Raw genomic sequence first — 24,334 nt, forward strand, 5'->3', positions numbered from 1 at the left:
CTTGCGGATATTGGACTTAGGAACTAGGTCTACAGCCAATGGAGGGAATGTAAGACAACCGGGCAAGACTTCGGTTTTGTTAGATGCAGTTCCCTGTGAAGTTGGAAACCCCATCCCTCTATAGGGTGGGGTAGTTCATAAGTACACGAAATCTCAAATAAAAAAATGGCTAGCTGGATAATTTTAAATGGCGCACTGTTAATAGCAGCTTATCTGCTGGGTTCGATTCCGACTGGGTACGCCTTGGGGAAATGGATGCTGGGAATTGATATTCGACAGGTTGGTTCGGGTTCGACGGGTGCGACTAACGTACTGAGGACTTTGGGGAAGTGGCCGGGGTTGGGGGTGTTGCTGGTTGATGTGTTGAAGGGGGTAAGTGCGATCGTCCTAATCCACTACATTTACTCGATCGATTTTACCAGCCAGCTAGCAACCGCCGCAGGTTTAGAAAATACTGCAACTGTCCTCCCTTGGATGGCAACTTTGGCGGGTTTCTCTGCTGTTTTGGGCCACAGCAAATCAATCTGGCTGGGGTTTACCGGCGGTAAATCTGTGGCTACGAGTTTGGGAGTTTTGCTCGGTTTGTACTGGCCAGTTGGTTTGGGAACTTTCGGAATTTTCGGAATCGTGTTTGCGGTGTCGCGAATTGTTTCTTTAAGCTCGATTATCGGGGCAATTAGCGTGGCTGGATTGATGTTTGCTTTACATCAGCCGCTGGCTTATGTATTGTTTGGAATTGCGGGCGGTGTGTTTGTAATTGTGCGGCATCGGAGCAATATTCAGCGGTTGTTGAACGGTACTGAACCGAGGATTGGAGAGAAATTGGAAACAGCAACTAGCGATTGATATTACCCACAGTCAGGACACGCCACTACAATTAATCGGGTGATGGTTATATTCGATCCAGGAAGATTGATTATTTTGGGGTAAGCTGTCGCGCATTTAAATTGTATATTCAGGGCGGGCGGGACGCCCACCCCACAAGACTTTGATTTTTTTTAACATACAATTTAAATGCCGCAACAGCTTAGGGAAGTCGCGCATTTAAATTGTATATTCAGGGCGGGCGGGACGCCCACCCCACAAGACTTTGATTTTTTTTAACATACAATTTAAATGCCGCAACAGCTTAGGGAAACGGCAATGCCGTGTCCTCCGTTGCTGAATTAGTCCTAGATACAGAAACCTGGTTTTTTACGGAAATAGTTCATTTTAGCCTTTAACACTGATGAAAAACCCGGTTTTTTTGGTATTGATGCGTAACTCCTGTGAATGTAAAATGCGATCGCCTTTTTAGAATCCAGACAACTTCGGCGAAGTCGGGGATTTGGGTATAGCGCTTAATAAAATCCCTAAAATTTTTCCGACCTCGCTCAGATAATACTCGATCGCATCAATAGAAACAATATTGCCCTCTAACTTCAAAAATCTCCACACAGTACCCGATGTCACGGCTCCATAAATGATGGGAATCTGATTTCCTTCTTCCTCATTAAATAACTGAGCCGCTAACATCTCTGCTGCACACTGCCCGAAACCAGCCTTAATATCTTCTTTTTTAGCTTCAACAAGGGTAATAACAGGGGCGCTGATAAACAGGCGTTCCGCTGACAAACTCATTAAAAAATCACAGGTTCCATTTAATCCTTTTTCAGGAGCTACATTAAACTCGGAACCTGAAAATAGACCGATTTTATAATTTAATTGCCGCCTAACTTCAAGTAAAATTGGTGCGATAATCAGTTCGGAACGAGCTTTTTCCGTATTTATATCTACAGCTAATCCTGCGTTTTCTTTCAACGCTACTTTCAGGATTTCGCTAGATTCTACTTCTGATATATCGGCAAATAAATCTTGATTTTCGTTAAGATTTAAGTCAAATTGCTTGACAAGTTCCTTCAGCTTGAAGTCGCTATAAGCCATCTTAAATTCTCTGTTTTTATTTACCCAATTCTTGAGAACGCAAACAAGCTGCTTTCACTGCTTCTATCAGCGCAGAACGAAAACCGCTACTCTCTAATTTAGCAATCCCCGCAATAGTTGTGCCGCCGGGACTCGTAACTCGATCTTTCAATTCTGCTGGGTGTATTCCCGTTTCTTGCAATAGCTTCGCCGTACCGAATACAGTTTGCAAAGCTAATTGAGAGGCGATCGCCCGTGGCAAACCCGCACAAACTCCGCCATCTGTCAAGGCCTCTATCAAAATTGCTACATAACCAGGCCCGGAACCCGAAAGCCCAGTCACTGCATCCAGCATACTCTCAGGTACTTCTACCACTTCTCCCACGGCCTGAAAGATGCGCTTTACCAATTCTAAATCAGCCGATTGAACAAGTTTTCCCGGAGCGATCGCGCTCATTCCCGCTCCTACCGTTGCTGGAGTATTCGGCATCACCCGCAGCACTCCCCGCCCGGGAAAAGCTGGTTCTAGCTTGCTCAGTGGCACTCCTGCCAAAATCGACACTACCAGCGCTTCTGGCTGGGAATCAGCCGTTTCTCCATTATTTCCCTGTTTGCGATCGGCCGCCACCGCCAACTCCAAAGCTACTGTATCAAAAACTTGCGGTTTAATCGCCAAAAACAGCACTTCTGTAGCCTCCGCAACTTCTAGATTGCTGGCTGTTGTTCCAATCCCGTAGGTTTCCGTCAAAAATTGGCGCCGTTGAAGCTGTGGGTCGCTCACCAATATTTCTGAAGGCAAATAAACTTTCTGTGCTATTAAGCGGGATAAGAGAGCTTCTCCCATTACCCCGCCGCCGATCGTACCAAATTTTATGTTAGTCATTAGTCAGTTGTCAGTTGTCACTTGTCACTTTTGAGTTATCAGTTATCAGTTGTCAGTTGTCAGTTGTCAGTTGTCATTGGTTACTTAGTTGTTAGCTAATGTTATTAATCCGCAGTCTTTATTCCACAGTTATTAGTTGTTAACTACTGACTACTGACTACTCACCACTGACCACTGACCACTGTCAACTGTCAACTGTCAACTGTCAACTGTCAACTGAACTACTGAGCCATTGGAGCTTGTTCTGCCGGCCAGACTGTCGGTGCAGGAGCAGCAGGGCGGGGCCGTCCTTGGGCTGGAGGCACTTCGTGAACCACACCCGACTGAGTTCTCACCTGCACGCAGCTAGGCGTAAACAAGAAAATACTTTCGCCAATTCGCTCTTGATGACCGTCAAGGGCATAAGTACCGCCCGCCACAAAGTCCACAGCTCTTTGCGCTTGGTCTGGGTCCATCACCGTCAGGTTCAAAACCACAGACTTGCGTTCCTTAAGGGCTCGAATTGCTGCCGGCATCTCTTCAAAAGTGCGCGGCTCCATGACTACCACTTCCGAAATCCCGTTCATAGCTCCAGGCATTCCAATCACGTTATTCATTACTGACCCTACTCCCCCGGTTGGTGCAACGACATCCATACCTGTCGATCCTACTACTGACCGCTCCCGCATTCTACGATTTTGACGACGTTCTTCTTCTGCTGCGACTGCAGCGGGGTTCGGTTCAGGCGCTGGGTAAAAGTTCTGATACCGCTCGCCTTCGGTTTCGTCGTACACATCATCGTAATCAGGCTCATTGTTGATGCCTACAAAATCTCGCAGTTTAGAAAAAATATTCATCACAAAAAATGGGTAGAAACCCCGTGCTAGAAGCACGGCTTTATATTTTTGATTTACTACCGCCTTGGGATTAGTTAACTCGGTGTACTTTTGTATTGCACTTTCAACGGGACAATTACCGCTTCAAATCTTCCAATCCTGTACGCATAGTATTTTGCTCCTCGGAGCCTCCCATGAATGGGGTAGAAGAGACGACCTGCCAGGTCGTCTGTACTTCGACAATGTTTCGAGAGCTTGTTAGACCTGCAACACTGTTGAGCGTGACCTTAGAACTGTTTAAGTGCTTCGGACAGAGCAGGGGACTAGCTACGCATCCACAGGGTGTCGTGACTCTCAAAACGTAGGCAATTAAGCCTCAGTCTGGTCAGTACGGCTTGCCAGATTTCTCTTGCAAGCCCCGTGTCTTTAGACCGGGGTTACTGACGCTCCTTCACGACTTTGCGGCCCCGACTATACTCGCCTTGCGCGTTAGTCGCGGGTGGCTGACTACTCTATATTTAACCTAAATTGTCTTTATCAGAAGATTTCAATTATTTATCCCCTCCTAGAGCCAAATAAGGTTTGTCCGACGCGTACCATAGTAGCACCTGCTCGAATTGCCAAATGATAATCTCCCGACATCCCCATCGAGAGCTGCTGCATTTGAATGCAGGGCAAATTTTGCTGCTGGATTTTGTCAGCAAGTTCGCGAGTGCTGTTAAATAATTCTAGGATTTGCGACTCATTTAACCCCTGTGGGGGTATTGTCATCAAACCTTGAATTTTGATATGCTGACATTTGTTGAGTTCTGGAAGGTCGGCAAGCAGTTCTGGAACGCTCCAGCCGTATTTGTCCGGGTCGGGCAACATTTTGACTTGCAGGCAGACTTGGGGAGAGCATGACTGTTCGCCCGCCAAGCGCGAAAGTCGCTGAACGATTTTTAAATTGTCTAGAGAATGAATCCAGTGGAAATGCTCTAGGGCTTTGGCGGCTTTGTTGGCTTGCAAGTGGCCGATCAAGTGCCAGTTGATACCCGGTAAATCTTGCAGTTGGCTTTGTTTTTCGGCAGTCTCTTGAACCTTACTCTCGCCAAAATCCCGGATACCCGCGTCGTATGCTTCCCGGATAGCATCAGTCGGTACCTGTTTGGTCACGGCAATTAACCGCACTGATTCGGGCAAGTGTTGGCGAATGCTGTTAATTCGAGAGGCTATGGTCATGGGTGTTCAACGCTCTTGACGGGAGGTAAGGAAAATTAAGACAGTTAGCAATTACCAAATTACTGATTTTCGTTATTGAAACGTGCGCTGGTGAATGGTCTGCAATTGGTCGTACTCGTGATATTGACCGCTGCGACGCAGGGTTCGCAGGCGAATTTCGACCATGAGGCGAGCGTCGGAGCGGCTGATTGGTTCAAATCTCAGCCCGCCAGGGCCGTTTGTCACCAAAAAAAACAGGCGTTGGGCGTATAGGGTGGTAAATAATTCTTGGCTGTCTTCAACCTGGGATACCCTGAAGAGGAGCCCAAAGTTTGGATGATTCAGGTAGGTTTCGGTAGTCATTAACGCTCACAATCGATCAATTTTCGATTAAAGATTTAGATTTTAGTTTCGCTCGATCGCCCGACAGCGTGGTTTGAGAGCGGGGTACAAAGGGCGATCGCCGTAGCCGTGCAATAGTCTCCGTCGTGGCTGAGGCTCAATTGCCACTGGCAACTTCCCCAAACAGAGGCGCACGCTGCTGCGGTTCCGTGCAGTTGCACATTTGGAACACCGTTTTCGGAGCGCCGAATTTCCACATCTGGATACCGTATTCCACGCCATCCCGTGCCTAGAGCTTTGACAACGGCTTCTTTTGCTGCCCAGCGCCCCGCTAGTTGGTTGCAGGAAACTCGATTCATTTTACCTTTAATGCTGCTGTGTCGAGAATTTAGTTGCCCGCAGTCCCTTTGTTCGGCGGGCGTGTAAACTTTTTCGAGGAAGCGATCGCCAAAGCGATCTAATGCCGCTTGAATGCGCGGAACATATACGATATCTGTCCCAAGATAGATGTTCAAGGTCTTGGTTCTCTAAATATTTGTCTCCATTACTTTAGCAGGACTGTCGCCTACCAGACAAAACTTACTCAAATGCAGGCCCGTGTTCCAAACCCCGCTCGAATCAGTCCTTCCCAATCCTTCAAGATTATTCAATCTAAAATCTAAAATCTAAAATCTAAAATCTTAACTGTCCCAACCCCAAACCAAGCGGGCACTCCAGAGGACGATCAAGCAGCCGAGGGCGATCCAGTCTCGGATTTTCAATTGCAACTGGTGCCATTCTACACGGTGTCGATCGGGACTGGTGAAGCCACGAACTTTCATGGCGCTGGCTATTTGTTCAGCTCGCAGGAGCAAGTTTTCTAACAGCCGCTCGGCTATCATCAACCAAACTTGAGCGGCGCGACGAAATCCGAGTTTTTTCCAGTTTATCGCTCGGGTACTCACCGATCGCACTAAATTTTGTATTTCTTCCAATACTAGGGGAATGAACCGCAAAGATAACGTTAATGTTAGCGCTATTTCGGTGACAGGCCAGTGCAAGCGGCGCAGGGGCTGCATTAAGTTTTCAATAGCGCAGGTAATTTCTTCGCTGGCTGTGGTGAGAAGGTAGAGGTTGGTGCTGTAAATTACTGTGAAAAATAGGGTGCTGACGTTGATAGCTAAATCTAGGGATTTGCGGGTGATTTTAATCGGGCCTTGTTTGAATAAAACGTAACTGTAGTTTGTGGGTGGGGGGAGTTGATTTGAGATTTGGGATTTGGGATTTAGGATGGGGAAGTTTGAGCCTAAATTAAAAGGTTTGTACCAGGGTTTTGGTTTGGGTGCGGGTGGAAGGGTTGCGGGCTGTTGGGAAAACGTTAATTCGTCGGCGGGGAGGCGGGGCTGGTGTTCTGAGGGGAGTCCGTCGGGGGCGATCGCGCTCAGGCCAAATACTAAAATGCAGAATAGCAGCAGCAGTCCCATTTGCTGCTTCCACACGCGCAAGGGAATTGCTGCTGTTAGTGTCAGTACGATTAACATTCCTACTAGCATCAACCGCCAGATGGGATTGGCGAGTATTGGCGCAATCAGAAATGTCATCAACCAGGCGAGTTTTACGCGGGAGTCGAGCCGGTGAAGCCAGGTTACTGGTTGTTCTAGGTAGAGTCCTATGGGAAGCGAGCGAAGTAAATCCATGTTGTCGATTTGAGATTTTTAATAATATCAATAGAACTCTTGCATTCATTCCAAAATTATCTGGAAATTATCTGCGTTTTTCTGTGTTTATCGGCCTTACATCTGCGGTTTCTGTATCAAAAAAGGACTTCTACAAGAGATCTAATTTATTTAACCGCGAAGACGCTAAGGACGCGAAGGAAGACAAAGAAGGAAGAGAAAAGAAAAAAACGCAATTTGCTTATATCATTAAACTGCGTTTTTTCTTTAATCTAGAGTCGAGAATTACTTCACGCGCAGTGCTCTGTTTGTTGTGCTCATTTCGGTGGCGCGAACTTTTTTGCCTCTCCAAAGCAGCCGCATTGGTGTACCCGTAAAGCCGAGGTGTTTGCGGAATTGGCTTTCCATGTAGCGGCGGTAATTTTCGGTGAAGCGTTTGGGATCGTTGACAAATAGCGCAATTGTCGGTGGCTGCGATCGCACTTGAGTACCGTAATAGATTTTGCCTTGTTTTCCTTGGCGGGTAACTGGGGCTGAGTGCCAGGTTGTGGCTTCTTCTATGACTTCGTTAATGACGGCGGTAGGGACGCGACGTTTGTGCTCGTCGGAGGCTTTGTCTACTAATTCAATAATTTTTTCAACTCGCTGTCCACTCATGGCGCTAACAAAAATCATTTCTGCCCAGTCGAGGAAATAAAGTCTGGTTCTTACTTCTCTTTCGTACTCGTATATGGTGTCGGATTCTTTTTCTACGGCGTCCCATTTGTTGACGACTATGATGCAGGCTCGACCTTCTTCGCTGATGCGATCGGCTAATTTTTGGTCTTGATCCGTAACGCCGTCAATTGCGTCAATTACTAACAGTATGACGTTGGCGCGGCGGATGGCTTTGAAAGCCCGGTTAATCCCGAAAAATTCTGCGCCGTATTCGACGTTTTTCTTTTTGCGAATTCCTGCGGTGTCAATCAGGCGGTAGGTTTTACCGTTGCGTTCTACTAAGGTGTCGATCGCGTCGCGGGTTGTCCCGGAAATCGGGCTGACTATAGCGCGATTTTCTCCGAGAAATGCGTTTAACAAACTCGATTTGCCGACGTTGGGACGACCGATAATTGCTACTTTAATTTCCTCAACTTCTGGTAATACTTCCGTAGGAAGGTAAGTTATTAATTTGTCGAGCAATTCGCCGGTGCCGTTGCCGTGAATGCCGGAAATAGGGAAAGGTTCTCCCAGTCCCAATTGCCAAAAGTCGGCTGCTTGGGTGAGTCCTGTATTTTCCGATTCGCATTTGTTGACGGCGAGAATGACGGGGACTTTTTGCAGTCTCAGCCAAGATGCGATCGATTCGTCGCCGCCGGTGACCCCGGTTTTTCCGTCTACTACGAAAATGGCTGCGCTGGCTTCTGCCAGGGCCGCCATTGCTTGTTCGCGAATTAAAGGCAAAAATTCTGTCTCGTCGTCGAATACTAGACCGCCGGTGTCTACGACTTGATATTCGCGATCGCCCCAGTATGCTGGTCTATAAGTGCGATCGCGCGTGATTCCTGGTTCGTCGTGGACGATCGCGTCTTGGGTGTTGGCTAAACGGTTGACGATCGTCGATTTGCCTACATTGGGGCGTCCAATAATAGCAACTATAGGTAGAGACATAAAAGTAGCAGCAATTAGGCTGCGCCGTAATTTTGAGGTTTAGCCTTTTATTGTAAGCGAAACAGGCCCAGATTGTATGCGATCGGGCTGCATCGTGTATTCTACGCCCTCCGGGGCTGTGTGGCTCGCACCGCGAACTCATGGCGACCTCCGCAAACGAGATAAAGTACGCTCGCACTGTTAAGCTGGATTACCAGAGCCTGGTAACGATAAATGCTTGCTGCACCTTCTCTAAAAATTGCTAAATGGAACGACTTATTTCTCTATTCGGGTTAGCTGTTTTTGTCGGTTTGTCCTACGCCTTTTCAGTCAATCGGCGCGCTGTCAAGTGGTCGCCCGTATTGTGGGGAATTGCTTTACAGCTAATTTTTGCTATTTTGATTCTCAAAACTGCTCCGGGTTTGGCTGTCTTCAAATTTTTGGGAGATATGGTGACGCAGTTTCTCAATTTTTCTGATGCCGGGGCAAAGTTTGTATTTGGAGACACTTTTGCCGAACACTTTATCGCTTTTAAAGTGCTGCCCACTATCATTTTTGTCTCTTCGTTTATCACCATACTTTATTACTACGGCATTTTGCAGCGAGTTGTGCAAGCAGTGGCATGGTTGATGATTAAAACCATGAAAACTTCTGGCGCCGAAACCCTTTCTTGTGCTGCGAATATCTTTGTCGGGCAAACCGAAGCTCCTTTGTTAATTAAACCTTATTTAGCGACGATGACGCTCTCGGAACTCCATGCTGTCATGACAGGAGGATTTGCCACAATTGCCGGCGGAGTCATGGCAGCTTATATTTCTTTTGGAGTACCGGCTCACCATTTAATTGCGGCGTCGGTGATGTCTGCACCAGCAGCTTTGGCTATTTCTAAATTGCTGTACCCAGAAACTGAAAAGTCGCTGACTGCTGGGGAGGTTGAGGTGAAGGTAGACCAGGTTTATGCTAATGCGGTAGATGCGGCGGCTTCGGGTGCTAGCGACGGGTTGAAGTTGGCGGCGAATGTGGCCGCTATGCTGATTGCTTTTTTGGGTTTGTTGGCTTTTGTAAATGCGCTTTTGGGGTGGTTTGGAGGGCTAATTAGTTTGCCTCAGTTGTCGCTAGAATTAATTGGTGCTTATTTGATGGCTCCGGTTGCTTGGCTGATGGGAGTGCCTTGGGCTGATTGCGCAGAGGTGGGGGTTGTTTTGGCAAAAAAAACGATTTTGACTGAGTTTATTGCTTATTTAGATTTAATGGAATTGGTGAAACAACAGGCGATTTCTGAACGATCGCAAATTATCTCGACTTATGCTTTATGCGGGTTTTCTAATATTGGTTCGATCGGGATTCAGATTGGGGGAATTGGCGCGCTGGTTCCGCAGCGGCAAGGCGATTTGGCGAGGTTGAGCGTGAGGGCGCTAATTGCTGGCTCTTTGGCTTGTTTTATGACTGCTTGTATCGCAGGGATGCTGATTTAAAAGTTTTGAGTTTTTAGTTAAGCAGTGCGGTACTAGCCCAGTAGGAGCGTGAGTTACGAGGCTACTAACTTTGGGCGTTTTTATTCTGATTCCAAGCTCCCCCAAGCAATTTTCCTTGAGTGAAAACTCAAAAATCGGAACCTCAAATAGCGGTTTTCTGCTTTTTACCTTGTTCAGATTTAACACGCCAGACACGGCTAGCAGTGCGGTACTTATGCCACACCCTACATTAACTACAGTAAATGTTATTAAATAAAAGTTAAAAAACCCAGAAAATTATTTGATGGGTGGTATTGATTTGATGATTTGCGATGCCCGACAGCGAATTTTAGCGATCGGCTATTATTGAAAATAAGCAGGAGTTTAGTCTGTAACACTAGATGGAAACAGTAAACTAAATTATCCTCAAAGCCAAATAAATAGGTGGTTTACAATGGCTGTTATGCAACTAGAAAACGGTAGAACCTATAGGGATATAGGGGCGATCGCAAGCCAACTGGCTGTTTTAAATGTTCAGATCGATCGTCTGCCAATGAGGGAAAATCCTGCGGTTCGAGAACTGCTAGCCCAAGACATTCTCAATGTAACAGAAAAACAGCAGATACTCGCAGCATTTCAAAGCGAGTTTGAACAGTTTAAGCGCGCAGACAAATGTCAGTGGTGCGACTTAAAAGTGCTGCACCCCGCTTCGCCACAGATTTACGCGCTGATGACTCAAAGCAATCGCACTCACACCCACACAGATCCAGAAGTTCTTCACATTTTAGCTGGGGAATGTGTTTTTGGGTTTGTGTATCCTAACGGCTCTCAGGTACAATTAATGCTGCAAGCTGAAGAATACATTAAAATCCCCACAAATACCGAACATTGGTTTTATCTCACTCCGTCGTTGTACTTGAAAGCCGTGCAGTATTACACGACTGCTCAAGGGTGGGTTCCTCAGTACACTAACAGGAAGTTAAAAATTAAAAACTAATGTATGGTGAGCCGTGCGCACCTTCCTAAAAACTCAATGTAAGGTGCGCAGGGAGCATCTTTCTAACAACTCATTTTACCCATTAAATGCTCTCTAATCAAGCGGTGTGGCTATTTCAATTTCTTCGCAGCGCTGCAAAAGTGCTTCTATTTCCTGAGCTAAGAAAATTACTTCTGGCCAAGAAGAACCATTGATTAAATCTTGAGCGTGAGCTAATTTGTTCCTCAATGCTTCTGCTGATTTTAAAAAACGCTCTCCGTAGCGTTTAGATTTGAGCCCCAGCCGATCGACTATTTCAGCAGAAGTCAGGATTAACTCTCGCTTGTCGCAGAATTGCAGGTAATCGATTAAGTCAATTGCTTCATTTCGGGATCGCCCCAATTCCCAAAGGTGTTTTGCCACTAAGATGCGATCGCTTTTAAGGAACTTCTGCCAAGAATCTTGGGGAAAGTAAATCCGCACGATCCGCAATAAATTCATTTCCAGAAGCGTCACCAATCCAAACAGCAGCATCCGCACCGGTGCTTTTTGCAAATCGCCGCAGGTAACGATACCGTTGATCCTGTTGCTTTCTAATACAAATAATCTCGGTTTTTCTCGCAGCAGCGGCAGCAATTCCATTAAAGGAGTGGAGGCGGCAATTAATTGGGATGGGTGAAAAATTTGCTGGTAGTCGCTGCACTTGCCTGGCATTAAGTGCGATCGTTCTACATAGCCGCAAACCGTGCCGTTTTCTTCGATACCGAGCACGTCAAAATCGCGGGCCTCCATCCACGATCGCAATTTGGCTGCGTCTTCGCAAGCGGGGACAGATTTCAGCGGTTCCGCGAGGTATTTAACTGTAATGCTGTCTTTGAATAAATCCCGCAAGTCGGCGGAGCTTGATTTTAAATGTTTCATGTCCGGTAATTTCATGGCAAGTTGCTGCAAGTAGAGACGCGGCATTACCGTGGGGAGTATCTCAGTTTTGTAAAAAGCATTTTTTAGGAGTGCGAGGGGGACGCTCGCACACGGATAGTAAAAGCCAAACTGAGATGCTCCCTTACCCTTCTTCGTGTCAACAAACACGTCAAACGTAATACCTGTTTGCTGTTTCACTATTAGGGTTCGATCCCCCGGCGCCCCCGCAATGATTTGGGGGAAGAGTCTGATTTAAAGTCCCGACAACGATTCGGCGGATGCGAGGGGGATCTAAACTCAGGTAAAAGCGATATTTCTCAAGGGTTTCAGTCTTAAGTTGAGACCAATGTCCCCTACCGTATCCCTACAGAGTTTATGATATTACTTACTGGCTAATTCCGGGCAATAATGGTTGGCGGCAAGAGTGGTAATAATATCGGCATCGGCGAGAAAACTTTCTTTGGCAGTTGGATTTTCGATACTGACAGCTTGCCCGAGCGCTCTTAATTTAAACTCCGGCAGAGAAACTCCCGATTTTGCTTCCGCACACATTCTTTTAGCTGTGGCAATTTTTTGACCGGGCGCTCTTTGGATTGCTTGCAGTAAATTGTCCGTTGTTTCGGGAGAGTAGCTTTTTGCTAAGCGTTTGTAGTCTTCGATAAATTTCCCATCGTTTCCTGTCAGCTTAATGTCGGATTCTTGAGGCGAACACAACTGGTTTAAGTTAATTACTTCTCCCGCTGAATTGACAAGAAAACATCCTTCGCGCTCTTGGGCGATCGCGCTGTTGTCGCTGGGTACAAATTGTATAATAACGGCGGACAGAACAGCAGTTAAACGCCAGTAATTTAGCATAGCACTCACCTTATCTATTTGGGATTTTTAGCCGCAGATTAATGCGGAGCAATACGGGTTTTGTTGGGTCATAGCGTGTCCGATAAATTAACCGAAATACTTGTAAACGCTGGTTTCACCAACAATCTTAGGACTTACGCATGGGGGTCGAGAAACCGGGTTTTTTACGAAAATATTTCCTGGCAACCCGCAGATTTGGTAAAAAACCCGGTTTCTTTGGTGGGAGTGCGTGCAGGACTGAATCTATAATTCTGACTAAAAATCTACATAAACCCGCCCCTACCCAGCGAAAAATCCTTGCAGGAAATTCAACGGACATAATATCAGACGAGCGTTTCGTTGTCTGTGGAAGTTTTCATTAACAGCAAACATCCCCCTTGTGTCAGGGGCGAATGGGTGGAACCAGGAACAGATCGAATGTAGTCGCCTTGATGGCAAATTTCCCCTTCTACAATTAAATCTCCTTCTAATACAAACACTTCTTCCGAGCCAGCGTGTCGGTGCAGGGGAAATGTGCTACCTGGTTCTAGTCGCATCAAGCAGGTAATTTCGCGCTTTTGTTTGTCAATGTAAAGCTTGCGGAGCCAGACTCCCGGAACTCCATAAGATTTCCATCTTACATCATTCGATCGCACGATTAAAGATGGAGTATTGTTCTCTGTTGGGGAGGTAACAATTGGCTTTAAATTGACTGATTCTGCCGGGGTTGGCGGCAGTTCTGCTATGCGCTGGAACAGGCGGTTTTTGAGGTCGGGCGCGACGGCAACTGGGGGGGCTGTGTAGGCGATCGCGGCAATTGCTGCTTCCCAGGCCGCCCGTTCACTTTGCAATTGTGGAGATGCTCTCAATTTTTCTGTAAGTGCGCGATTTTCTGACTCGTCGAGGGTATCGAGAGCTTGAAGGGCGGCAAGGATATTAAACTCCTCGTCTGGCATCATTTCCATCTGTTTTCCGCCATTAATTGTAATTCAGCCTAAGTTGATTTTAAATTTGAGATGGGTCTGCTGCCCTCGCACTGAAGATGGATGATGGGAGATGCCATAATTTTAGATTGATCTTAAAACACTTAAATTTTGTTTTTTGATAATCTAAAATTGTTCGCTCAAAGCTTGACGCAATTTAGAAATACCCAACCGAATTCTGGTTTTGATGGTACCTGTCGGAATACCAGTTTTAGCCGCGATCGCCGCGCAAGTCAATCCTTGGTAGTAGGCGAGTTCGAGCGCAATTCGCTGTTCTGCAGGCAGTGTTTCTAGGGCTGCTTTGACTTGTTCGCTGCGTTCTTCGATCATTGCATCTTCCATCGGTTCTGCAATTTCGTCCGTGGATATTTTAGCATCTTCCATACAAGCCTGAGCCGCCCGGACTGTTCGCTGCAAAACTCGGAGTCGATCGAGGGAACGACTGCGGGTAAGCATGAACAACCAGGTATCTGCTCGACTGCGAGAAGGATCGTAAGTTGCTGCTTTTTGCCAAATTTGGGAAAAAACATCGAGTACCACTTCTTCAGCTTCTTCTACCGAACCCAGAATTTTGTAAGCGAGAGCGTAACTTGGACGACCGTAGCGATCGTAAAGTTTAGCTAATGCCGTTTGGTCTTTCCGGGCAATCTGCACTAAAAGCAGCGATTCATCGCTTGACTTTTGGCCTGTCATCTCAGTGTACCGAAAATTTTTTGTTTTGACTGCACAGATCCAAAATTAAAAATTCGGCGTATATTACTACAGAACATAATTGTAAGTTAAAAGTTGGGGAGACAAGCTGGAGTATGCTTTTTCTGGCTAATTTTGTCGTGCTTTGAATTGTAAAAATCCCAAGTCATCTTGAATTTTACCACCGAATTAGTGATTTTTTTGAGACTTAGCAATCCGCTTTATGCCGAACGAAGAAATCCCTGAGCCTGAACAGTCAAAACCGCGCTATCCACTCGTTCCCAATCTCTGTCCGCTCGCTCCCAAGAAGACCCTGGGAACCCATATAAGCGAGGCTCTGGCTCCACTGGAGGGAGGCTCTGTCTCCGAGCAGGCATTCCCCAGAATACTCCGGGAATGAATAAATCCTCAATAACGCACTTTTTTACATAAATTAATCTGGCAGCACAGATCCAAAATTGCCAAACCTTCGTATACTAATTGAGAGAAGGCTCAACGACAGCGCCAAAGCCCGAAAGGTTGACAAATTTCAACCTGTTGCTACAAAAGTAAAACCCGCGAATGCAGGTTATTTACCATTGATTTGTGCAAAAATATCATTGAAATAAAGGTGCTAACAGTGAAGCTGACAAAAAAAATTCGCCGAACCATACTAGCTATTGAAGTAGCTCTAATTGCTCTATTAACTCCAGGGATAATTGTCGCTTCCGACCACGACGACGGCGAAGTAGATATCAAAGGTCGCGCTGTCAATTTAACTGACCTCTACGTATTTCGGGAAAAAGACCAAAATTCTGGGGCCGCCGAGGGGGATTTAGTATTGATCCTGAATTCAAATCCTAGGTCTGTAGCTCGCTATCAATATTATTTCAGCACTACAGCCCTCTACCAATTTCACATCACGCAGGTGGGTGACGTGAATTCTACCCCGACTGGACGCGCCGATATTATCTTGCGGTTTGCCTTTAGTCCGCCTAACAATCAAGGTATGCAAGCGGTAGCTGTAACTGTTGTTCGCGGCGGCTCGGAGACAACTACTAAGACTACAGTTAATGGCGGGCTAATTGCCACAACTCCGTTGAATTCTAATGCTGTTTTGAATACAGTACCTGTGGGCGGTTCTAACTTGACTGTATTTGCTGGGTTGCGGGAAGACCCGTTTTTCTTTGATGTGGAACAATTTTTCCGAGTCCGCGCTGGAGCTTTGGGAACGGGGTCGAAAGTAGGTTTCAAGGAACCGAGTCAAGCGATCGACTTTACTAAAGGTTACAACGTCAATACAATTGCTGTGCGCGTTCCCAAAGCGTTCTTGCAAGCAGGAACTGGGGCGAATACTTTTGATGTTTGGTCAACTGTTTCTATCAGAGACGGAGCTGGTGGTTTCAAACAGTTTGAGCGTTTGGCGAGACCTGCAATTAATGAGGGTTTGATAGTTACTCCCGAGTTTTTGGAAGCATTCAATAATATTCCTCCGAGATTGGATTTGAGCGGTGCTGCTGCTCCGGTGCGGCAGGAAGCTGTTGCTACTCTCAATGCTGTGGATCTTTTGGACGGTCGCGATAATGTCGATCCAAATGCGATCGCCGGAGCTTTCTTACCGGATGTCATGCGGATCGATACCACAAAACCTAGCGGCTACGGTAGCGCGACAAATTCTCAAGGAAGTTTGATCGGAGGTCGTTTGCCTATGGACGACGTTATTGATATTACTCTGGGAGCTTTGGTGGGTTCTCCGGTTGGCGATAACGTTTCATATAACGGAGCTCCGGGAAATCCGGCTCAGGGACACAAACCTTTAGAACCGAATTTTCCTTATTTGGCTTTGCCTAATTAGTCATTAGTCATTAGTCATTAGTCGTTAGTTATTGCTGATTGGCTAATGACTGATAGAAAATGCTTTTTTTAACCGCAGATGAACGCAGATTAACGCGGATGTATGAAAACTAAAACTAAACTGGAAATAAAATCGGATATTTTGTCGTGGTGGCTGCTGATAGTCGTCCCTTTCGTTGGGATGGTAGTAGTGAATTTACCGTCTAATTTGCGTTTTATTTTAGATAATTTTTCTAACCAAAGTTCGGCAAATCTCGATGCTAATTACCGCTATCATTTCTCGGCAAGTTTGAGAAATAATCCCAATCAAAAGGAAGCTATTCAGCAAGAGATTGCTTTTTACCAGCAGCGATTGGCTGTTGATTCCCGCAGCGGTTTGAACCGGGCGGCACTGGCGGGATCTTATTTAAAAATGGCTCGCGCTACTGGGGAGGGCGGTTGGTTTTTATTGGCAGAACAGGCGGCTCAAAGGTCGATCGCCGATTTGCCTTTTGACAACAAAGGCGCGCTGTTAGTTTTAGCTCGAATTGCCGAGGCGAGACACGATTTTGTTACTGCTTTGCGCTTGGCTAAACAGGTGGGTTCTGATAATGAAGATGCGATCGCCCTGGAAGTTACATCTCACTTAGCCACGGGTAAAGTGAGCGAGGCAAATGCAGCCGCAGAAGCATTAGTTAACCGGATTCCCAACTTGGGTTCTCTCACTTTGAGAGCTTTGGTGAGAGAGTCTCAGGGCCGAGATGCTGAGGTTTTGCAGGATTACCGCCAAGCAATGGCGGCGGAGGAACCGGGAGAGGTTGGGGGTTCGGCGCGGGCCCGATCGCTCTTGGGCCGATTTTACGCGCGTCGCGGGCAGTTTGTGCAGGCGAAAGCGCTATTAAAGGAGGCGCTGCGGTTGGTGCCGCGATACCCGCTGGCGCTGATTTATTTGGCGGATTTGGAGACGCGGCAGGGCAATTACCGGGAGGCGGAAGGCTATTACAGCAAGGTTTCTGCCTATTCTGGAGGGGCTGCGACGCTGTTCGATCGCACTGTAGATGGCGGTATGGCTAGGGTGAAAGAGTTGCAGGGAGATGCGATCAAATCCCGGCGACTTCGCGACAAAGCAGAAGCCGGGCTGCGACAGGAACAGGCTTTGAGCTCTCGCGGTTTTGGACACCGCCGGGATTTGGCGCGTTTGCTGCTGGAAAAAGGGCGATCGCAGGATGTCGCCGAAGCGCTGGCGTTAATGCAGGAGGAGGTGAAAATTCGGCGGGATGCTGTCACGCTGGATACTTTGGCTTGGGCGTTTTCGGCCTCTGGGGAATGGCAAAAGGCCGATCGAGTGATGGGCGAAATACGGAGCTCGGGGATTCGCGATGCGGCTATGTTTTACCGGGCTGGTGCGATCGCCCGTACTTTAGGTAAGGATACCGAATCTCGCGCTTATTTTCAAAAGTCCAAGGAAATTGACCCGAGTTTTGACGATCGAGCTCGCCAAGCATTGGGTTTGGGAAGTTATGAATTTTGAGCCGTAGGGGCGGGTTCACCAATAATTTTATGGGATATAGACAATTTAAATAAACCCGCCCCCACCCGACGAGAAAACTCTTAAAAGGATATACTTATGCAATACAAACTAAACCGACCGCCAAAATTTCTCGTCCTATTCTTCCTAACACTTTCATTATTACTAACAACCTCAACCCGACCAGTTTACTCGCACTGGTCAGACTTATCCGTAGCAGAAATAATAGTCAACGATTTGCAAACCGAAGTAACATTAACTTTCCCAACCGGCTTGACAAACTTCGCCGACGACAATCGAGACAGCCAGCTACAACCTGCTGAAGTTCGCAGCCACCAAACACAGCTAGAAAAGTTTTTTAGCCAACAAATTCGCATTAGCAACAGTAGCAAGATTCAAGGAACCTTAGGAGTAAAACCGCTAGAAATAGCAGCTAAAACCGCCAGTTCAATCCAGCAGCCAAATACCCACAGCACCTTAATCTTAAACTACACCTGGGCCGCAGCTTCTCAAAATAAAACCCCCGGTTTACCTAATGAAATTCCTATCTCAAAAAATGACAAATTGTGGATTAATTACCATCTGTTTTTGCCTGGAGTGGTGACAGCTAGCTGTCAAGCTACCATTGTCCAAGCGGGTGCTGTAAAAAGCTTTGTGTTTACGCCGCAAAACCGGGATTTTTTGTTAGCCGGAAATGAATCAATCTGGGATTCAGGTTGGAGTTTGCTGCTAGCAGTAGCGGGAGCATTTACTTGGGGATGCGTGCACGCGATGTCGCCCGGACACGGAAAAACCATAGTCGGCGCTTATTTAGTAGGTTCGCGGGCTACTCCCCTACACGCTTTATTTCTAGCAGCAACAACTACAATAACTCACACTGCGGGCGTGTTTGCTGTCGGCGGAATTACTTTGTTTGCTTCTAACTTAATTGATGCCGAAAAATTAGATCCTTGGCTGAGTTTAATCTCGGGTTTATTAGTAGCAATCATCGGGCTTAATTTACTCTTAGAAAGAAGCAAAAGTAGGTTGGTAGTGAGGACTGAATTTCTCAAAAAAATCCAAACTAAAATATTTAATAATAATTGGTTTTTAAGGGCGAAACTCCTTCCTACAAACCGTGAGGAACCAGTAAATCTTTTAAATAGAGGAAGTTGGGAGAGAGAATTTAAGCCTGTAAAAGCAGATATATTTCATCACTACCACGATCACGGAGACGGCCGCATTCACTCGCATTTGCCGCCAGGTGCTGACGGTTCTCCCATTACTTGGAAAAGCTTATTAGCGTTGGGAATTTCTGGTGGTTTGTTGCCTTGTCCTTCCGCTTTGGTGATGCTGTTGAGCGCGTCGGCTTTGGGCAATGTTGGTTTGGGAATGACGCTAGTGGTAGCATTTAGTTTGGGATTGGCTTTAGTGCTGAGCGCGATCGGATTAATCTTAGTTTATGCCAAACGGAATTTTGATAAGCTGCCAAAACAGATAAGAGCAGTCAAATTTCTGCCTGCGATGAGCGCGATGTTTGTAATGTTTTTGGGGTTGGGAATTACCGGACAGGCGATGTTTAAAATATTGGGGGCGACTCAGTGAGTAATTGGCAATGGATAACCATAAAATTAGGACTCTGCCGCCTAACTCCAAACTTACAAATAAGTCTTCTTTTATATCCCCGACTTCTTCAAGAAGTCGGGGATCTGGGTATTCTGTTTTTTTAGCCGTTGCTCACTTATCAGCCCGCATTATTATATTTATTAATAATTTCGGCTAAATCCGGTACTCCCTTTTCCACGTAAGTCTTAGCTGAGGGGCGGAGTTTGGCATAGGCGCCTTTAACAATCGCTCTTGTACTCTTCTCGGCTCTTTTGTCGCTGATCTGGAGCAATTCGTCTGCCACTATAGCTTTTCTTTGGGCTAGATATTCGACTGGGTTGCCATTGTTTACTGCTTCACTCCACATCGGATCGAGTGCGATCGAGATTTCTGGCAGAAGTTGATCGACGACTTGGGCGCAATAGTCAGCCCGTATCCCCTTGACAGTAGAGTAGGCAGCTTTAAGAGCCAGACCACCTAATCCCGGCGCTGCTGCAACTTGTTTGTCTATCAACTTTACACAGTCATCAACAACAGTTCCTCTGTTGTTTTCATTCAAGAGAATATCGCTAAGTCCCATTTTTACTTTCCTTGATTTAATAGTCAATGTGCTTATTAGCTTTGAACTCCATCTGGGGAGCATATATCTATTTTGATCCTTTACTGAGGATTACACAATTTTTTTAAGGTTTGAATGTTTCTACTAGACAGCCTGATGTTGAGATTGGTCTAGTATGTTATGGGAATTAATGTCGGCTCTGCTAGTCGTTACTGACCTACGGTTTGTAGTAAGGGCTTTAGTCCTTATTAGCTGATATTAATGAGGACTAAAGCCCTGACAACAAACTGATGATTTGTGAACAGTCATAGAAAAGAGAACAGCTAGAAAAAAATCTGAGAGAGACTCTGCGTAAGTTCGATCGCACTTGCACGTATCCTTAGGATTGGGGGTTCGGCCCGAGGGCGGCAGGTACTGAAACGAGGGGAAGTTTCATGGTTTGAGCCGGGTTATCGCTCGCTCGCAATACCAAATTTTTCGGTAATTTCGCGGAAGTGCTTAGTCCGGGAAATACTTGAAGCGATAAGGTTAAGGCAGCCGATAACAACAGTTTTTCATACATGGCACTGTCTCCAATACATACTATGCCCTAGGGCATAATACCTCTTACCCCTACAACATATAAACATCTTCAGTCACTTGGTGCGATCGCACGGCCACACTTAAGTGATACATATCACGACGGAGGGGGGGGTGATGGGGGTAGGGGGGGAGAGGGAGAGGGGGAGTGGGGGAGAGTGAGAAAATCTTGACCCTTGACTTCTGGCGTCAACATCCGTAAAATCCGTTAAATCCCTTACACTGCGCATTGCCAAACTTCCTTCCAAATCGAGAATTGTCCGAGAGAAAGAAGCCGTTGAGTCTCTCTCAAAGGTAGAATTAGCGCGTAGAAGTTATTTGACACAGCGGAGGTACCGACAATATGCTTGCATACTTTCTGGCGTTGGCGGTCGGTCTAGGCAGCTTCAGTATTTACATGGCGGCCTTCTTTTTTCCAGAAGTTCACCGCAAAAGTGATTTTACCTGGAGCGGGGTAGGGCTTTTTTATGCGTTAATTTTATGGGCTTGTGCGGGACGAATTACTGGTGCTCTCCTGCTTGGTCAAATGGCGGGCGTGGCTATGTTGGGCTGGTTTGCTTGGGAAACTCTGACTTTGCGCAGGCTGGTGACGCCTGTTGCTGAGCAAACGCCGATTCCTCAGTCGGTGAATTTGCCGGGGGCTGCCGGTGGGGTGTTGGGGGGCTTGTTTCCCAAGAAAAAAGAGCCCGCAGCGAAAAAACCTAAGTTTGTTCGATCGACCAAACCGAAAACTGATGTGGTTCCAGCAGCCGCTGTTGATGAGGGCGAGGTAAAGCTAGAGGAACAGCCGACGATTCCCCCCATAGCTGAAATTATTGCCGAAAGTTCGATCGAGCCAAGAGCCGAAAGTGCTCAGGCCCCTGACTTGACAATTCCCGACTCGAGTGTACCTGCAATTGAAGAAATACCCGTCTCTTCAGTCGAAACTCCTGCTGCTGAGACTTCACCAACCCCAGCAGAATTAGCCAGCAGCTTCACTCCTCTACCTCTACCTCTAAAAATTTCAGAAATTGCCTCTCCAGCAAGTGTGGAGCCAGCAGAGGCTCAGCCAGAGCGTCAACAGCAGCCAGAAGCCGATGATTTTGACGACATGGAAACAGAATGGAGGAAAGCTGTTAAAGAGTCCCAGGCGGCAGCGGCGGCGGCCCCAACTCCTGCCAAACCAGCTAAAAAATCCGGCGGTTTCGCAAGTCTGTTAGGCAATATCAAAAATAGTCTCGGGGGTATGTTGGGACGGGGTGCGGGTAAAAACAAGTCTGAGGCAACTCCCCAGACGCCAAAACCTTCAACGACTCCAGAATCGATCGCACCTGAATCTAAAATAACGGCAATTCCTGCACCGGGGATCGACCAGATTCTCGAATCCGAATTAGCCTCTGCCGCGGCGGAAGTGGCAGCCGAAACCAGCAACACTGCTGTTGAAACCAGCCTTGGAGTGCCGTTTCCAACCGATGTTGAAGCAATGGCCGAGTTGCTCGCGGCAGAAACCGCGACTTCTGACAACATAGGGGAAACTCCGATCGACGAGCCATCGTCAGCCCAAACCGAGACACCGCCGCCTGCGGTTGGTGAACCGGAAGCACAAGCCCCAGCAGCATCTATAGAAATGACTGTGGTGGAAATGGTGTCTGTCGCGCCTGTGGAGATGGAAGCATCGGGAGATCCCGAGTTGAGCGCGCAGGTGGAAGTGGTTTCGGTAGCAGTTATGTCGATCGAATCCACCGATCAAAAACCATCTTCTGAGGGAGAACAACCCGAATTGATTCGCCCGAATCCCCCCACTCCGGATCTAGTCGAAACTGCTAAACCGGCCGCTGAATCCAAGTCTGAGAATGTATCCGACGAAGATAAGCCGTCATCTTGAGGCAGAAAGCAAAAGGTAGAAACCAGAATTTTTTTGATTCTGCCTTCTGCCTTCTTACTGTTTACTGTTTACTTCTTACTTCTGCCTTCTTCCTTCTGCCTTCTGCCCTCTTCCTTCTGCCTTCTTTGTTAATATTATGAAAGCAATTATGGTCGTGGGAACAACATCTCACGCAGGGAAATCATTACTCGTTGCAGCTTTGTGTCGAATCTTTTCTCGGCGAGGCTGGCGGGTAACTCCGTTTAAAGGTCAGAATATGGCACTGAATTCCTATGTCACAGCGGCCGGCGGAGAGATTGGGTACGCTCAAGCAGTGCAAGCTTGGGCTGCGGGCATCCCACCTTGGGTAGAAATGAATCCGATTTTGCTCAAGCCACAAGGAGACATGACTTCTCAATTAATTGTCAAGGGCCGGGCGATCGCAAATGTGCGAGCATCTCAATATTACGAGCAGTATTTCGATCTCGGCTGGCAAGTTATTCGGGAATCTTTAGAATTTCTCGGCAAAGAATTTGACATGATTGTGTGTGAGGGAGCCGGCAGCCCTGCTGAGATTAATCTCAAACACCGCGATTTAACAAATATGCGGGTAGCTAAACATTTAAATGCTCGGACTTTGCTAGTAGTTGATATCGATCGCGGTGGTGCTTTTGCTCACATTATCGGTACTTTGGAATTGCTCGATCCAGACGAACGGGCTTTAATTAAAGGATTCATTATTAATAAGTTCCGAGGACAAAAATCTATCTTAGATCCGGGGCTGACTTGGCTAGAAGAAAGGACGGGAATCCCGGTAGTTGGGGTGATTCCTTGGATAGACGAAGTGTTTCCCTCAGAAGATTCTCTCGATTTGCTCGATCGGCGTTCTCCCAATACTCAAACCGACATAAATATTTCAGTCATCCGCCTGCCCCGACTTTCTAATTTTACCGACTTTGACCCCCTGGAGTCGGAAACTACCGTCACAGTCAAATATGTCAGCCCAAAAGACAATTTAGGCCATCCAGATGCCGTAATTTTACCAGGCTCTAAAACTACAATTTCCGATTTGCACGTGCTGCGCCAAACAGGTATGGCAAAAGCTATTCAAAATTATTTAGTAGCTGGCGGTACAGTCATGGGAGTTTGCGGCGGCTTTCAGATGCTGGGAGAAAGTATCACGGATAGAGAAGGGCTTGAGGGAGAAAAAGGAGAATTTCCAGGATTGGGATTGCTGCCTTTGAAAACTGTGATGGCACCGAACAAAATTGCCCGCCAACGAATCGTAACATCTAACTATCCTCAACCGGGTTTGCCAGTTTCCGGTTACGAAATTCATCAAGGAAGAACGCAAATGCTAGAGTCAGATTTGACTCAACCGCTATTTGACGATGAGAGTTTAGGAATTGTCAACACTTCTCAATCAGTTTGGGGTACTTACCTGCACGGCATCTTTGACAACGGAGCTTGGCGGCGAGCTTGGTTAAATCACTTGCGGCAGCAGCGGGGACTCCGCACATTGCCTACTGGTATTCCTAATTACCGGCAACACCGAGAAGCTCTGTTAGACTGTCTAGCAGATACAGTGGAAAAGCATTTAGATATCAACCATATTTTAGGTTAATTAGTTAACTGTTGACTGTTGACTGTTAACAGTCAACTATTAACTATTGTTTGTTAAAGTTGAGGTTAAAATTTAATGACAAAAGTTTGTTTTTTACCAGATAATGTTACAGTTGAAGCTGAACCAGGAGAGCTTTTATTAGATGTAGCCCAACGTGCAGGACTTTCTATTCCTACTGGCTGTCTCATGGGTTCTTGTCACGCTTGCGAAGTAGAAATTGACGGCGGAGATACGATTTGTGCTTGTATTTCCGGCATCCCTTCTGGGAAAAAACAAGTGACAATTAATCTGTATGTTGACCCGACTTGGTAATTTGTCACTTAGCAGTTGGCAGTTGGCAGTTGGTTGTTGGCATTAGTCCTTAGTCCTTAGTCCTTAGTCCTTAGTCCTTAGTCCTTAGGAATGAGAATTAAATAACTTCCACAAGTTTGTGGGATGGGCGTCCCGCCCGTCCGTTTTGGTCGGGCGGGACGCCCAACCCACAAAAACAAATAAAATTGTAAGTTATTTATTTGGCGATGCTT

At 46.7% G+C, this 24,334-nt stretch carries 22 protein-coding genes; 9 read left to right on the forward strand and 13 right to left on the reverse strand.

Features of this window, described 5'->3' with window-relative positions:
• Positions 1-165 precede the first annotated feature (165 nt).
• Positions 166-846 carry a glycerol-3-phosphate 1-O-acyltransferase PlsY gene (gene plsY / locus ACUVJL_RS08680; RefSeq protein WP_445245472.1) on the forward strand — a complete coding sequence of 227 codons (681 nt, stop codon included), beginning with the start codon at positions 166-168 and terminating at the stop codon, positions 844-846.
• 447 nt (positions 847-1,293) lie between these two features.
• Here the strand turns inward: plsY and ACUVJL_RS08685 are convergent, their stop codons facing one another.
• From ACUVJL_RS08685 to der, 8 genes are all read right to left on the reverse strand, one after another.
• Positions 1,294-1,923 carry a hypothetical protein gene (locus ACUVJL_RS08685; protein WP_445245473.1) on the reverse strand — a complete coding sequence of 210 codons (630 nt, stop codon included), beginning with the start codon at positions 1,921-1,923 and terminating at the stop codon, positions 1,294-1,296.
• A gap of 16 nt (positions 1,924-1,939) precedes the next feature.
• Positions 1,940-2,785, reverse strand: a complete 846-nt coding sequence (gene proC / locus ACUVJL_RS08690; RefSeq protein ID WP_445245474.1) for a pyrroline-5-carboxylate reductase — start codon at positions 2,783-2,785, stop codon at positions 1,940-1,942.
• A 221-nt stretch (positions 2,786-3,006) separates the two neighbouring features.
• Complete coding sequence (locus tag ACUVJL_RS08695) at positions 3,007-3,621, reverse strand: cell division protein SepF (protein ID WP_445245475.1); 615 nt, start codon at positions 3,619-3,621, stop codon at positions 3,007-3,009.
• Positions 3,622-4,155: 534 nt separating this feature from the next.
• A complete protein-coding gene (locus ACUVJL_RS08700) occupies positions 4,156-4,821 on the reverse strand; it encodes a YggS family pyridoxal phosphate-dependent enzyme (RefSeq protein WP_445245476.1) in 666 nt (221 codons plus the stop codon).
• Positions 4,822-4,893: 72 nt separating this feature from the next.
• Positions 4,894-5,163, reverse strand: coding sequence for a transcriptional coactivator PipX (gene pipX / locus ACUVJL_RS08705; RefSeq protein WP_333058020.1), 270 nt, complete (start codon positions 5,161-5,163; stop codon positions 4,894-4,896).
• 35 nt (positions 5,164-5,198) lie between these two features.
• The gene (acpS, locus tag ACUVJL_RS08710; protein WP_445245477.1) at positions 5,199-5,657 is read right to left on the reverse strand and encodes a holo-ACP synthase; all 459 of its coding nucleotides are present in this window, start codon (positions 5,655-5,657) and stop codon (positions 5,199-5,201) included.
• 165 nt (positions 5,658-5,822) lie between these two features.
• On the reverse strand, positions 5,823-6,818 hold the full coding sequence (locus tag ACUVJL_RS08715; protein ID WP_445245478.1) for an energy-coupling factor transporter transmembrane component T family protein: 996 nt from the start codon (positions 6,816-6,818) through the stop codon (positions 5,823-5,825).
• 264 nt (positions 6,819-7,082) lie between these two features.
• Positions 7,083-8,444 carry a ribosome biogenesis GTPase Der gene (gene der, locus ACUVJL_RS08720; protein ID WP_445245479.1) on the reverse strand — a complete coding sequence of 454 codons (1,362 nt, stop codon included), beginning with the start codon at positions 8,442-8,444 and terminating at the stop codon, positions 7,083-7,085.
• Positions 8,445-8,689: 245 nt separating this feature from the next.
• On the opposite strand from der, the gene ACUVJL_RS08725 reads away from it, so the two are divergent.
• Together ACUVJL_RS08725 and ACUVJL_RS08730 are read left to right on the forward strand one after the other, a co-directional pair.
• Complete coding sequence (locus tag ACUVJL_RS08725; RefSeq protein ID WP_445245480.1) at positions 8,690-9,898, forward strand: NupC/NupG family nucleoside CNT transporter; 1,209 nt, start codon at positions 8,690-8,692, stop codon at positions 9,896-9,898.
• A gap of 433 nt (positions 9,899-10,331) precedes the next feature.
• Positions 10,332-10,874, forward strand: a complete 543-nt coding sequence (locus ACUVJL_RS08730; RefSeq protein WP_445245481.1) for an acireductone dioxygenase — start codon at positions 10,332-10,334, stop codon at positions 10,872-10,874.
• 93 nt (positions 10,875-10,967) lie between these two features.
• On the opposite strand, the gene ACUVJL_RS08735 is transcribed toward ACUVJL_RS08730, so the two are convergent.
• From ACUVJL_RS08735 to ACUVJL_RS08750, 4 genes are all read right to left on the reverse strand, one after another.
• Positions 10,968-11,972, reverse strand: a complete 1,005-nt coding sequence (locus ACUVJL_RS08735; protein ID WP_445245482.1) for a hypothetical protein — start codon at positions 11,970-11,972, stop codon at positions 10,968-10,970.
• Between the two features lie 183 nt (positions 11,973-12,155).
• A complete protein-coding gene (locus ACUVJL_RS08740; RefSeq protein WP_445245483.1) occupies positions 12,156-12,629 on the reverse strand; it encodes a DUF732 domain-containing protein in 474 nt (157 codons plus the stop codon).
• Between the two features lie 323 nt (positions 12,630-12,952).
• Positions 12,953-13,567 carry a cupin domain-containing protein gene (locus tag ACUVJL_RS08745; RefSeq protein ID WP_445245484.1) on the reverse strand — a complete coding sequence of 205 codons (615 nt, stop codon included), beginning with the start codon at positions 13,565-13,567 and terminating at the stop codon, positions 12,953-12,955.
• Positions 13,568-13,717: 150 nt separating this feature from the next.
• Entirely contained in the window at positions 13,718-14,284 is a 567-nt protein-coding gene (locus ACUVJL_RS08750) for a sigma-70 family RNA polymerase sigma factor (protein WP_445245485.1), read from the reverse strand.
• Positions 14,285-14,900: 616 nt separating this feature from the next.
• Between ACUVJL_RS08750 and ACUVJL_RS08755 the strand changes: the two genes are divergently transcribed.
• The 3 genes from ACUVJL_RS08755 to ACUVJL_RS08765 all read left to right on the forward strand — a co-directional run bounded on the left by ACUVJL_RS08755 (position 14,901) and on the right by ACUVJL_RS08765 (position 19,205).
• Positions 14,901-16,115, forward strand: a complete 1,215-nt coding sequence (locus tag ACUVJL_RS08755; protein WP_445245486.1) for a DUF4331 domain-containing protein — start codon at positions 14,901-14,903, stop codon at positions 16,113-16,115.
• Between the two features lie 102 nt (positions 16,116-16,217).
• Positions 16,218-17,624: a tetratricopeptide repeat protein gene (locus ACUVJL_RS08760; RefSeq protein WP_445245487.1), complete on the forward strand. Its 1,407-nt coding sequence runs from the start codon at positions 16,218-16,220 to the stop codon at positions 17,622-17,624.
• A gap of 96 nt (positions 17,625-17,720) precedes the next feature.
• The gene (locus tag ACUVJL_RS08765) at positions 17,721-19,205 is read left to right on the forward strand and encodes a nickel/cobalt transporter (RefSeq protein ID WP_445245488.1); all 1,485 of its coding nucleotides are present in this window, start codon (positions 17,721-17,723) and stop codon (positions 19,203-19,205) included.
• 139 nt (positions 19,206-19,344) lie between these two features.
• Here the strand turns inward: ACUVJL_RS08765 and ACUVJL_RS08770 are convergent, their stop codons facing one another.
• Positions 19,345-19,785, reverse strand: coding sequence for a DUF6918 family protein (locus ACUVJL_RS08770; RefSeq protein WP_445245489.1), 441 nt, complete (start codon positions 19,783-19,785; stop codon positions 19,345-19,347).
• Positions 19,786-20,686: 901 nt separating this feature from the next.
• Here ACUVJL_RS08770 and ACUVJL_RS08775 point away from each other — a divergent pair.
• The 3 genes from ACUVJL_RS08775 (at position 20,687) to ACUVJL_RS08785 (ending at position 24,122) form a co-directional block, all read left to right on the forward strand.
• Entirely contained in the window at positions 20,687-22,207 is a 1,521-nt protein-coding gene (locus ACUVJL_RS08775) for a Ycf66 family protein (RefSeq protein WP_445245490.1), read from the forward strand.
• 136 nt (positions 22,208-22,343) lie between these two features.
• On the forward strand, positions 22,344-23,810 hold the full coding sequence (gene cobQ, locus ACUVJL_RS08780; RefSeq protein WP_445245491.1) for a cobyric acid synthase CobQ: 1,467 nt from the start codon (positions 22,344-22,346) through the stop codon (positions 23,808-23,810).
• A 75-nt stretch (positions 23,811-23,885) separates the two neighbouring features.
• A complete protein-coding gene (locus ACUVJL_RS08785; protein ID WP_445245492.1) occupies positions 23,886-24,122 on the forward strand; it encodes a 2Fe-2S iron-sulfur cluster-binding protein in 237 nt (78 codons plus the stop codon).
• The last annotated feature ends 212 nt before the right edge of the window (positions 24,123-24,334 follow it).

The organism is Microcoleus sp. OTE_8_concoct_300 (assembly GCF_031383065.1).
GTDB lineage: Bacteria > Cyanobacteriota > Cyanobacteriia > Cyanobacteriales > Microcoleaceae > Microcoleus.